This is a genomic window from Anaerolineae bacterium (assembly GCA_011176535.1).
Classification (GTDB): Bacteria; Chloroflexota; Anaerolineae; order Anaerolineales; family DRMV01; genus DUEP01.
In genome coordinates this window covers 1-11,183 of sequence record DUEP01000085.1, presented here as the reverse complement: position 1 = coordinate 11,183, position 11,183 = coordinate 1, and the positions used below count along the sequence as shown (strand labels likewise).

At 66.2% G+C, this 11,183-nt stretch carries 10 protein-coding genes and 2 pseudogenes; 11 read left to right on the top strand and 1 reads right to left on the bottom strand.

Going from position 1 to position 11,183, the window contains the following annotated elements; all coding sequences use genetic code 11:
- Window positions 1-285: 285 nt before the first annotated feature.
- The 11 genes and pseudogenes from hypE (at window position 286) to G4O04_08105 (ending at window position 10,388) form a co-directional block, all read left to right on the top strand.
- Window positions 286-1,299, top strand: coding sequence for a hydrogenase expression/formation protein HypE (gene hypE, locus G4O04_08155; GenBank protein ID HEY58490.1), 1,014 nt, complete (start codon window positions 286-288; stop codon window positions 1,297-1,299).
- Between the two features lie 81 nt (window positions 1,300-1,380).
- Window positions 1,381-1,820, top strand: a pseudogene (locus G4O04_08150) (energy-coupling factor ABC transporter permease).
- A gap of 42 nt (window positions 1,821-1,862) precedes the next feature.
- A pseudogene (locus tag G4O04_08145) lies at window positions 1,863-2,523 on the top strand (ABC transporter ATP-binding protein).
- 135 nt (window positions 2,524-2,658) lie between these two features.
- Window positions 2,659-2,790, top strand: a complete 132-nt coding sequence (locus G4O04_08140; GenBank protein HEY58489.1) for a hypothetical protein — start codon at window positions 2,659-2,661, stop codon at window positions 2,788-2,790.
- 44 nt (window positions 2,791-2,834) lie between these two features.
- Window positions 2,835-4,430 carry an NAD(P)/FAD-dependent oxidoreductase gene (locus G4O04_08135; GenBank protein HEY58488.1) on the top strand — a complete coding sequence of 532 codons (1,596 nt, stop codon included), beginning with the start codon at window positions 2,835-2,837 and terminating at the stop codon, window positions 4,428-4,430.
- A gap of 829 nt (window positions 4,431-5,259) precedes the next feature.
- The gene (locus G4O04_08130) at window positions 5,260-5,754 is read left to right on the top strand and encodes a cyclic nucleotide-binding domain-containing protein (GenBank protein ID HEY58487.1); all 495 of its coding nucleotides are present in this window, start codon (window positions 5,260-5,262) and stop codon (window positions 5,752-5,754) included.
- Complete coding sequence (locus G4O04_08125) at window positions 5,751-6,887, top strand: sulfite reductase subunit A (protein HEY58486.1); 1,137 nt, start codon at window positions 5,751-5,753, stop codon at window positions 6,885-6,887. Before G4O04_08130 ends, G4O04_08125 begins: the two co-directional genes overlap by 4 nt.
- Window positions 6,888-6,934: 47 nt before the next feature.
- Window positions 6,935-7,744 (top strand): Ni/Fe hydrogenase subunit gamma, encoded by an 810-nt coding sequence (locus G4O04_08120; GenBank protein ID HEY58485.1) that lies wholly within the window; start codon window positions 6,935-6,937, stop codon window positions 7,742-7,744.
- A 9-nt stretch (window positions 7,745-7,753) separates the two neighbouring features.
- Entirely contained in the window at window positions 7,754-8,557 is an 804-nt protein-coding gene (locus tag G4O04_08115; protein ID HEY58484.1) for an oxidoreductase, read from the top strand.
- Window positions 8,554-9,849, top strand: a complete 1,296-nt coding sequence (locus G4O04_08110; protein ID HEY58483.1) for a Ni/Fe hydrogenase subunit alpha — start codon at window positions 8,554-8,556, stop codon at window positions 9,847-9,849. The genes G4O04_08115 and G4O04_08110 overlap by 4 nt, the downstream gene beginning before the upstream one ends.
- On the top strand, window positions 9,846-10,388 hold the full coding sequence (locus G4O04_08105) for a hydrogenase maturation protease (GenBank protein ID HEY58482.1): 543 nt from the start codon (window positions 9,846-9,848) through the stop codon (window positions 10,386-10,388). The genes G4O04_08110 and G4O04_08105 overlap by 4 nt, the downstream gene beginning before the upstream one ends.
- A gap of 126 nt (window positions 10,389-10,514) precedes the next feature.
- Here the strand turns inward: G4O04_08105 and G4O04_08100 are convergent.
- A partial coding sequence (locus G4O04_08100; GenBank protein ID HEY58481.1) for a glutamate synthase occupies window positions 10,515-11,183 on the bottom strand: 669 nt, incomplete at its 5' end.

Sequence of the window (11,183 nt, the reverse complement as noted above, 5' to 3'; positions counted from 1 at the left end):
TTGCGCCCTGGGCAACACATGAAGGTATTGGTCCACGAGGGGCGAATAGAACTTGTCCCTGTTCTGTCTTTCGAGGAGGCTTACGGATTCTTGAAGGGCCTGGATACCGAGATAGAGCGTGAGGGGGTCGATCGCGTATGAATCTGGTGGATTCTTCTGGCCGCTACCCTTATCCTTGCGACGGCCCGGCGCTATGATGCCGTCGTCTGGACGCAAGACCGCCATTTCGAAGGAGTTCCTCAGGTGCGTTTCTCCCCCAAAGGCTGAGGTCTGGAGCAAGCCATCATGACCGAACAGCGCGTGCTTTTGGCCCACGGCGCCGGTGGGCGCCTGACCCAACAACTCATCCGTCAGGTCTTCGGTCGCCTCTTCCACAACCCCATCCTGGATCGTCTGAACGACGCCGCCGTGCTTCCCAGTGAAGGGGAGAGACGGCTAGCGTTTTCCATCGACGGCCATGTGGTCAGCCCCCTGTTTTTCCCCGGCGGCAGCATCGGCGAAATCGCGGTGTACGGCACGGTGAACGACCTGGCCATGATGGGCGCGCGCCCCCTCTGGCTGGCCGCCTCCTTCATCCTCGAAGAAGGGCTCCCTCTGCGCGACCTGCGCCGCATTGCCGAAGCCATGGCTCAGGCGGCCCAGAGGGCCGGGGTGCAGTTGGTGGCCGGCGATACCAAAGTGGTGGAAAAACACAAAGGCGACGGCGTGTACATCAGCGTGGCCGGGGTGGGGTTCATCCCCCCGGGCGTGGAAGTGGACGCCGCCAACGCTCGCCCCGGCGATGTGGTGTTGCTCAATGCCCCCATCGCCGCCCACGGCATGACCATTATGACCCTGCGCGAAGGCTTGGACTTCCAGTCCGATCTCCGCAGCGACGCCGCCCCTCTCAACGGTATCGTGGCCGATTTGCTGGCCGCCGCCCCCCATGTCCACGCCATGCGCGACGCCACCCGCGGCGGACTGGCCACCACCCTGCACGAACTGGCCCAGGCGTCCGGGGTGAGCATCCTCATCCGCGAAGCGGAGATCCCCGTCCACGAAGCCGCCCGCTCGGCCTGCGAACTGTTGGGGCTGGACCCGCTCTATGTGGCCAACGAAGGGGTGTTCGTGGCCATCGTGCCCCTGGAAGAAGCCCAGGCCGCCCTGGACGCGCTCCGGAGGCATCCCCTGGGGCGCCAGGCGCGCATCATCGGCCAGGTGACGCCCACGCCGCCGGGGCAGGTGGTGCTGGAAACCACCTTAGGCGCCAGGCGCCTTGTCCCCCCTCTGAGCGGCAACCTGCTGCCCCGAATCTGTTAGCGTCCTGCCTGCTTTTTCTCCCTTTCGCACGCAGCAAGAAGGTCGGTCGTGCTCTTCGCCGTTCTCCCCACGCCCAAACCCATGCACATTCCCGACGGTTTTCTCAGCGCGCCCCTGGCCCTGACCCTCTGGCTGGTCAGCGCGGCGTTCCTCGCTCTGGCCCTGCACCAAAGCCGACGCACCCTGGGGAGCGCCAGGCTCCCCTGATGGGCATCATGGCGGCCTTCATCTTCGCCGCCCAGATACTCAACTTTCCCATCCCGGGAGGCACTTCCAGCCACCTGTTGGGTGGCGTGTTGGCCGCCGTGCTGTTAGGCCCCTGGGAAGGCACCCTCGCCATGACCACGGTGATCATGGTGCAGGGCATCCTCTTCCAGGATGACGGCCTGCTGGCGATGGGCGCCAACATCTTCAACATGGCCATCCTGACCGCCCTCATCGGCGCGGGCCTCTATCGCCTGGCCGCGCCGCGCCAACGCCCGGACGACGCCGCCCCGGCCTCCGCTGGCAGATCCGCGTGACCGGACACATGATGGAGCAACTCTTCCTGCGCAGCCGAGCATATCCCGGTCCTGCAGAACATCCACCTGGACATTTATCCTGGGGAGCAGGTCGCCATTGTGGGGCCAAACGGGGCCGGGAAGGCCACCCTGCTCCTGCATCTCAACGGCATTTTGCAAGGCAAGGCCTTGTGGAAGGGGGCGGGCTGCCGGTAACGCGTCCCCATCTGCCCAGGATTCGTGCCCTCATCAGGTTGCTCTTTCAAGACCCCGACGACCAGTTGTTCTCCCCAACGGTATACGAAGATGTGGCCTTTGGCCCCTCCAACAAGGCCTCACCCCTGAAGAGGCCCACCGCCGGGTCATCCAGGCCCTCAAACAAGTGGGGCTGAGCCACCTGGCCCAACGGAGCCCCTACCACCTCAGCGCCGGCGAAAAGAAGCGGGCCGCCCTAGCCACGGTGCTGACCATGCAGTCCACCATCCTGGCCCTGGACGAACCCACGGCCAATCTGGATCCCCGCCCCCGCCGACAACTGTTGGCCCTCTTGCAGGACCTGCACCAGACCATCGTGATGGCCACCCACGACATGCGCCTGGTGGCCCAGGGCTTCTCCCAGATGGTGGTCCTGGACAAAGGCCAGGTGGTCGCCGATGGGTCGACCGAGGCCTTGCTCGAGGACCACACCTTTCTGGAAGCCCATGGCCTGGAGCCCCCCTGTTGACCAGGGCATTGAACGGCCCTGTGCCATCCTTCCTCTGAGGGATTATGGTATGATGAAAGCACTTCAACTTGATCCTTTCGGAGGCACAAAATAGATCTGGGACTTGGGGAACTTCTGATCATCCTGGTGATCGTGATGCTCCTCTTCGGTGTAGGGCGCATCAGTCGGATTGCCGGGGAGTCCGGGCGTTCCGGGAAGGATTGCCGGGCTCTGCCGAAGAGACCCCAACCCAACCAACCCACGACAACCGGACGTTATAACATCTAGCCTGTTCCCACCCGTTGCTCTCCCCTTGGTAGGATGACCTTCTCATGACCACCCTGGGTACCCCTTACAAACTTCACCGCGACTTTGAGCACTACGATGCCCTGGTCATCGGTTCGGGCATCGGCGGCCTGACCACCGCAGCGTTGCTGGCCCGCTTTGGCGGTCAGCGCGTGCTGGTGCTGGAGCGCCACTACACCCCCGGCGGCTTTACGCACACCTTCACCCGCTCCGGCTACGAATGGGATGTGGGCGTGCATTACATCGGCCAGGTGCTCAGCCCGCGTACGCTTCTGCGCCGCCTGTTCGACACCGTCACCGAAGGGCGGCTCCAATGGGCCTCCTTGGGCGAGGTCTATGACCGGGTGCTGCTCGACGACTTCGCCTTCGACTTCGTGGCCGGACGGGAAAACCTGCGCGCCGCCCTGCACGCCACTTTCCCCGACGAAAAAGCGGCCATCGACGGCTACTTCCAGGCCGTGCGGGAAGCCGTCGCGGCCTCCCAAACCTATTTCGCGGCCAAAGCCCTCCCCGGCGCGGCGGGTCGTCTGGCCCAACAGCTGACCCGCGCCTTCTATCGTTACGCCGACCGCACTGTGGACGAGGTGCTCACCGAACTGAGGGCCTCTCCGCGCCTCAAAGCGACGCTGACCGCCCAATACGGCGACTACGGCCTGCCGCCCAGGCAGGCCAGTTTCGCCATGCAGGCCATGCTGGCGAACCATTACTTCGGCGGCGCGACTTACCCTGTGGGCGGCTCCTCGGCGATCGCGGCGCACATCATCCCCCTGATCGAAAAGCACGGCGGGGCCGTGGTGGTGCGGGCCGAGGTGACCCAAATCCTTATCCGCGACGGGCGGGCCATCGGGGTGCGCATGGCCGATGGGCGCGAGATCCTCGCTCCCCGGGTGATCAGCGACGCCGGTTTCGCCGCCACCTTCACCCACTTAGTGCCCAGGGAGGTCACCCAACGCAGCGGCGCCCTGGATGCCATCCAACGCATTGGCCTTTCCATGGCCCACCTGGTCCTCCATGTAGGCCTGGAAGGCACGGCCGAGGAGATCGGCCTGCCTAAGCACAACCTGTGGGTGTATCCCGACGAACGGCACGACGAGAATCTGGCCCGTTACCTGGCCGATCCCGAGACGCCCTTCCCCATGCTCTTCCTCTCCTCCGCCGCGGCGCGGGACCCGGACTTTGCCCGCCGCTACCCCGGACGCGCCACCCTGGAAATCGTCACCCCGGCCAACTGGGCATGGTTCCGCCCCTGGGCCAACACCCCCTGGGGAAAGCGCGGCGCGGAATACGAGGCCTTCAAGACTCGGCTGACCGACCGCTTGTTGGAGGCGCTTTACCGGCTGCTGCCCCAGGTGCGCGGACGGGTGCAGATCGCCGAGTTGGGCACGCCGCTGAGCACCCTCTCCTTCACCGGACACCCCCAGGGTAGCATCTACGGCCTGGCCCACACACCGGCCCGTTTTCGGGAGCCGCTGCTGCGTCCGGCCACGCCCATCCCCGGCCTGTACCTCACCGGCGCGGATGTGAGCACGGCGGGCGTAGGCGGGGCCGCGGCCGGCGGGCTGCTCACGGCCAGCGTGTTGCTCAAACGCAACCTGATCAAAGCCCTGAGCCGCCGGGATTGAGCCACCCCGTGGCACACCGCGGGGCGTGGCGGATCGCCAAAAGCGGACATGGGCTATACGAAATCCCGCCCTGCCCCTCCGGGGCCAGGCGCCCTCACGCCCGGAAAGGAGACGAGACCATGCCCCCGCAACGTCAGCCTCGTGGCCAATGCTTCCTCTGTGGCCGCGAAATGGCCAAAGGCGACTTGACCCGCCACATCAAAAAACATCTGGGCCAGCGCCCCGGAGACACCGACCTGATCTGGCCCCGAAAAAGGCATCGAGAGCCTCAGCCACAACCTCAAGCCCTTCGTCCCTTGCGCCCATTGCGGCCAAGAGGCCGCCTACTGGGATGTATTCAATGAACACGGCCGCTGTGCGAGACGCACGCTGAGGGGCTGGATGAAACCGGGCTCCTGCCCATCGTGAACTCCCCGCGCACCGGGCTCTGCGGCTACGACGGGCCCGACGACAACAAACTGGCCTTCGAAAAGGTCGCCCCTCCCAGGGCAGACTGACCCACCCCACCTTGCCTCTGGGGCCGGCCGGGCCCTCGACCAAAGCACCTTTGCACCGCCTGTCAGGGGACGAAGGCGCATCTGCACAGCAAAAATAAGGAGGACGCTGAAAACGCCCTCCCTGGGGTAACCATGGGGGCGAACCGAGGACCCAGGCCTGGCGACGAAGGGGGCGCACCCGCCAGGAAGCCAAAAGCCAGCGGCCTCTCTCTTCAAGGAAATGCAAGCCAAAGGCATGACCTTTATCACTTGCCTTCCCCGCCTCCTCATGCTAACCTGAATTATGAAAAAGAGTTTATGGTCCGTGCCCCTTATCTTCCGGAGGTGGCCCGATGAAGGTTTCTCAGGAACTGGATTTAGATGCCGTGCTGCGCACCCTCCCCTGGTTTCAACGCCTTTCCCCCGAACACTTCACCCTCCTCAAAAACATCACCTCCCTCAAAAGCGTCGCCCCCGGCACGGTGATTTTCCGCGAGGGCGAGCCCCAGGATTACCTCTACATCCTACTGGAAGGACGCGTCGCCCTGGAAATCTATGTTCCCGGCCGGGGACGGGTCCGCCTGCTCACGCTGGAGCCCACCGAAGTCTTTGGCTGGTCCAGCGTGGTCCCCCAGGTGCGCCGCCGCACCTCCACCGCGGTGGCCTTAGTGCCGAGCCGCCTGGCCCTCATGGACGCCAACGCCCTGCTGCGCCTTTGCGATGAAAACCCGGCGTTGGGCTGTCTGGTCATGCGGCGGCTGAGCAATGTGATCGCCAAACGATTGCTGACCACGCGGCTGCAATTGCTGGATATGTACGCCAAGCCGCAGGAGGAGAAGCGACCATGACCTACGGCGAACTCTCCCTTGACAGCCTCGTCGCCCTGCCTGCCGAGGCCCTAGACGCCCTTATCGCCCGCCTTAAGGAGGCCGGCTATGAGGTCCACGGCCCACAAATCCACGACGGTGTGCTACGCTACCGCCCGCTCCACAGCGCCGCCGACCTCCCCTGGGGCTGGATCAGCCACCAGGCGGCCGGACGCTACACGCTGGAGCACACCAACCACCGCCACGCCTTTGACATCACCCCAGGGCCCGACACCTGGAAGCGTTATCTTTTCCCTCCCCGGGAACCGCTCTTTACCTGGCAGCGCCAAAACGGCTCCTGGGAGGTCACCGCGCCGAGGGAAACGCCTCCCCGCCTGGCGCTGCTCGGCGTGCGCCCCTGCGAACTGGCCGCCCTGGCCGTGTTGGACCGCGTCTTCCTGCGTCCCGGTTGGGAGGATCCGCTCTACCGCGCCCGGCGCGCCCGGCTGTTTATCATAGCCGTCAACTGCACCCGCCCCGGCGACACCTGTTTCTGCGTCGCCTGGGGCACCGGCCCCGAAGCCTCGGAGGGTTACGACCTGCTGCTCACCGAACTGGACGACGGCTTCCTGATCCAAATCGGCTCCGAGGCCGGGCGGGAAATCCTCGCCGACCTGCCCTGGGAGCCGGCTTCGTCCTTCTGGCTGGAACGCGCCCGGCAGGAACTCCAGGCGGCCCGGCAACACATGCCGACGGCCCTGCCCGACCCCCAGGCGGTGCGCCGCGCCCTGCTGGCTCAACTGGAAAGCCCCCTGTGGGACGAATGGGCCGCCCGCTGCCTGGGCTGCGGGAACTGCACCCAGGTCTGCCCCACTTGCTTCTGCTGGGATGTGGAAGACGAGATCACCCTGGAAGGCGACCAGGTGACGCGCTTTCGGCGCTGGGACTCGTGCTACGCTCCCGGCCATGCGTACACCGCCGGGGGCAGCGCCCGCCCCACCGTGCGCGAGCGCTTTCGCCAGTGGGTCACGCACAAACTGGCCACTTGGGAGGAGCAGTTCGCCGTCTCCGGTTGCGTGGGGTGTGGCCGCTGCATCACCTGGTGCCCGGCCGCCATTGATCTCACCGAGGTGGCCCGTCAGTTCGTGGCCGAAACCGCCAGCGAAAGGAGGTAGCCGTGACCACTGTCCCATCCCTCTCTCCCACCCATCCCCACACCCTCCTGGCTCCCGCTCTGGCCGAGGTCGTCGCCGTCCGCCCGGAAACCGGCGACACCACCTCCCTCACCCTGCGTCTGGTGGACGGCGCCCCCTTTGCCTTCCAACCCGGCCAGTTCAACATGCTCTCGCTGCCCGGCGTGGGCGAGGCGGCCATCTCCCTTTCCTCCAATCCTGAGGAGCCCCAGACTTTCACCCACACCATCCGCGCCGTGGGGACGGTCACCCGCCGGTTGGTGTCCCTCCGCCCGGGGGACCGGCTGGGCATCCGCGGGCCTTTTGGCACCCCCTGGCCGGTGGAAGCCTTCCGGGGCCAGAACATCCTTCTGGTGGCCGGTGGCATTGGCCTGGCTCCCTTGCGCCCGGTGATCTACCATGTGCTGCACCACCGCCAGGATTACGGCGAGGTCATTCTGCTCTACGGGGCCCGCACCTCCACCGATCTCCTTTACACCGAGGAATACCTCCGCTGGGAGGAAGGCGGTATCCGGGTGATGGTCACGGTAGACCGGGCCGACCGGGACTGGAAGGGCGCCGTCGGCGTGGTGCCGCTGCTCTTCTACCAGTTCCGCGTAGACGCTGCGCACACGGTGGTCTTCACCTGTGGCCCGGAGATCATGATGCGCTTCGTAGTGTATGAGGCCATGGCCCGGCGCATCCCTTCCGAACGACTCTACCTCTCGTTAGAGCGCAACATGAAGTGCGGCCAGGCCCTGTGCGGCCACTGCCAGTTGGGGCCGTACTTCGTCTGCCGCGATGGGCCGGTCTTCCGCTTCGACAGGCTGGAGCCCTATTTCAATGTGGAACACTGGTAGGAGGTGTCCATGAGCGCCAACGCTCGGCCCAAACTGGCCGTCTACAAATTCTCCTCGTGCGACGGCTGCCAACTCTCGCTGCTCAATTTGGGTGAAGACCTGCTCACCCTGAGCGGGCGGGTGGAGATCGCCTTCTTCCTGGAAGCCACCAGCCGCATCGTACCCGGCCCTTACGACATCGCCCTGGTAGAAGGCTCAGTGACCACCCCTGAAGAAATCGAGCGCATCCACCGCATCCGGGAAGAGGCCAACACGGTCATCGCCCTGGGCACCTGCGCGGCCATCGGCGGCGTGCAGGCCCTGCGCAACTTTGCCGACGCCGCCGAAATGGCCCGCACGGTCTACCCGCACCCGGAATACCTGGACTATCTGGCCAAGTCCACGCCGTTGCACGAACACATCCAGGTGGACTACGCTATCCCTGGATGCCCGGTGAACGGGCACTGGGTGGTGCAGGCCCTGCTGGCGCTGCTGCAAGGCGCCCCGCCCCGCCTTCCCGACACGCCCCTGTGCATGGAGTGCAAGCGCCAGGGCGTGCCCTGCGTGGTGGTGGCCCAGGGGAACCCCTGCATGGGGCCCATCACCCGCGCCGGCTGCGGCGCCCTGTGCCCCAGCGTGGGGCGCGGCTGCTTCGGCTGCTTTGGCGCCTATCCCCAGGGGCAACCCCAGGCGTGGGCCCAAATGGCCCTCACCCACGAACAATACCCCGGCGAGGCGCGGCTGCTGGCGCGCCACATCGCCGGCTATGACCCGCTGTTCCGGGAAACCATGACCGCGCTGGAGGATCAACCCTCAGAGGGAGGTGCCCGATGACATCCCCCCGCACCATTCAGGTGGACGCCCTGGCCCGCGTCGAGGGCGAAGGCGCGCTTTACCTCAAGGTCAACGCGCAGGGTGAAGTAGAGGAAGTGCGGGTCGATATCTTTGAGCCCCCACGCTTCTTCGAGGGCTTTTTGCGGGGTCGGCGTTTCGAAGAGGTGCCCGACATCACCGCCCGTATCTGCGGCATTTGCCCGGTGGCCTATCAAATGAGCAGCGCCCGCGCCCTGGAGAAGGCTTTGGGCATCCGGGTTTCCCCTGCCATCCGCGACCTGCGGCATCTGCTCTACGCCGGCGAATGGATTCAGAGCCACGCCCTGCACATTTACCTGCTCCAGGCGCCGGACCTCACCGGCCACCCCAGCGCCCTGGACCTGGCCCAGGTGGCCCCTGAAGTCGTGCAGCACGGCATGCGGCTCAAACGCTTAGGTGACCGGGTGCTGGAAACCATCGGTCGGCGGGCCGTGCACCCCATCAACCCCACGGTGGGCGGCTTCTACGCCTGGCCGGATGTGGAAGCCATCCGCGCTCTGGTCCCCGAACTGGCATGGGCCCTGCAGGCTTCCCAGGAAACCGTACGCTGGGCCGCGGGACTGCCCTTCCCCGACTTCGAGGTGGAGGCGGAATTCGTCGCCCTGCACCATTCCGAGGAGTATGCCATCCTGGAAGGCGTACTGCGTTCCTCGGTGCACGGCGACCTCTCCGAAGAGGACTTCGAGCACGGCTACTTGGAAGAACAAGTGCCCCACTCCAGCGCCCTGCACAGCCGCACCCGCGCGGGGAACCCGTACATGGTCGGCCCACTGGCCCGCTTCAACCTGAACTACGAGCAACTGCACCCCCTCGCCCGCGCCGCGGCCGAGGAAATCAACTTCCGCCCGGTGGAGCGCAACCCTTACCGCTCCCTGCTGGCCCGGGCGGTGGAGATGGTGCACGCCTGCGCCGTGGCTTTGGAGATCGCCCAGCGCTGGGAGCCCAGCGGCCCCAGCCGCATCCGCGCCCACCCCCGCAATGGCGAGGGGGCGGCGGCCACCGAGGCTCCGCGTGGCGTGCTCTACCACCGGTACCAGGTGGACAGCACCGGGCGCATTGCCTTCGCCCGCATCGTACCGCCCACCGCGCAGAACCTGGCCCGCATAGAAGAAGACCTGCGCGCCCTGGCGCCGGCCATCCTCGAGCTGCCCCACGAGGAGGCCACCCTGGCCTGTGAACACCTCATCCGCGCCTACGACCCCTGCATCTCCTGCGCCACGCACTTCCTACGCCTGGAGGTGGAGCGCGCATGACGCCGCCGCTGCTGGTCTGCGGTCTCGGCCAGCGGTTGCGCGGGGACGACGCCGTGGGGCTGGAGGCCGTCGCTCGCTGGGTGCAGGCCCACCCGCATCTGGCGAACCACCCCCAGGTGCGGGTGCTCATCCTGGAAAGCCCCGGCCTGACGCTGTTGGGGCCGCTGGGCGAAGCCCGCGCCGCCCTGCTGGTGGATGCCGTGCGCTCCGGCGCGCCGCCCGGCACCCTACATCATCTGACCCCCGAGCAGGCCCAGGCCTTCGCCGCCGGCCACGCCTCGGCCCACGGCTGGGGCCTGGCCGAGACGCTGCTGTTGGCCCAAAAGGTGGGTCATCCCCTTCCAGAAGAGATCCACATCCTGGGGATCGAGATACAGCGGCTGGATCCAGGCGAAACCCTCCTCAGCCCATCTGTGGCTAAAGCCCTGCCCCAGGTCGATGCGGCGATCACCCAATGGCTTTCCGCCCGCCTGCCCCCTCCAACCTCCCCAGCCCGACAGCACGGCGTTTACCGGAAAAGCCAGCGGAACAGGAAGTAGAGCGGCAACAGGGGCCACAGGAAAAACCCGAAACAGCCCAAACCGTGGCGATGATGGAAGAGAAAATAAAAAAAGGCCCCAGGAGAAAACAGGCTCCTGGGGCCTGGCTTTTTCGCTCTGGCGCGGCTAATGGTGCTCGCCGCGCACCCAGGCTTCTTCGGCCTGCAACTCGCGCACGCGGGCCGGCTGCACCTTGCGGTACACCTCGTGCGGGGCCCGGCGCTCGCCGTCCACGGTGAGCAAGCGCTCCACGCTCAGGCCGAACAGGCGGGCGTTTTCCTCCAGGTAGGGTCGGATGGTCTGCCAGTCGGCCTCGCTGAGTTCGACGAACTCGCCGCCGTTGAGTTGCCCTTCCTGCACCCGCCGGTACGGGTCGCGCAGGTAGATGGCCCCACCCGAGGCCAGGGAGAACAGGTTGCCGCCGGGATAAGGCGTCTCCAGAGGCACCCATTGGCCGTCGGCGTCCACGGTCATTCCGTTAAGGATGGCGAACCCACCGCCGTCCAACGGATCGCCGGCCATGAAGGACTCGGCCAAGTAGTCCAACACCGTGCCGTTGATGACCACTCGCGGCCGCCCTACCGCGTTGATGAGCGGGCGACCGGCCGCGTTGCCCAGGATGTACATCTCGCCGCCCTTGGCCGCGTAGCCGAAGGTCTGCCCCACATCGCCATACACCACCAACTTGCCCCGCTTGGTGATCTGGGCCAACTGATCCTGGCCGTTGTTGTGGACATAGATAGCCATCCCGTCCATGCCCGAGCCCAGATAGTCGCCGGGGGAGCCGTAGACATC

What these genes read in the sequence shown, in the direction of transcription:
- G4O04_08130 (HEY58487.1), top strand. Translation starts at nt 5,260, where the DNA reads ATGAAGGTTTCTCAGGAACTGGATTTAGATGCCGTGCTGCGCACCCTC.
- G4O04_08135 (HEY58488.1), top strand. Translation starts at nt 2,835, where the DNA reads ATGACCACCCTGGGTACCCCTTACAAACTTCACCGCGACTTTGAGCAC.
- G4O04_08105 (HEY58482.1), top strand. Translation starts at nt 9,846, where the DNA reads ATGACGCCGCCGCTGCTGGTCTGCGGTCTCGGCCAGCGGTTGCGCGGG.
- G4O04_08110 (HEY58483.1), top strand. Translation starts at nt 8,554, where the DNA reads ATGACATCCCCCCGCACCATTCAGGTGGACGCCCTGGCCCGCGTCGAG.
- hypE (HEY58490.1), top strand. Translation starts at nt 286, where the DNA reads ATGACCGAACAGCGCGTGCTTTTGGCCCACGGCGCCGGTGGGCGCCTG.
- G4O04_08125 (HEY58486.1), top strand. Translation starts at nt 5,751, where the DNA reads ATGACCTACGGCGAACTCTCCCTTGACAGCCTCGTCGCCCTGCCTGCC.
- G4O04_08115 (HEY58484.1), top strand. Translation starts at nt 7,754, where the DNA reads ATGAGCGCCAACGCTCGGCCCAAACTGGCCGTCTACAAATTCTCCTCG.
- G4O04_08140 (HEY58489.1), top strand. Translation starts at nt 2,659, where the DNA reads ATGCTCCTCTTCGGTGTAGGGCGCATCAGTCGGATTGCCGGGGAGTCC.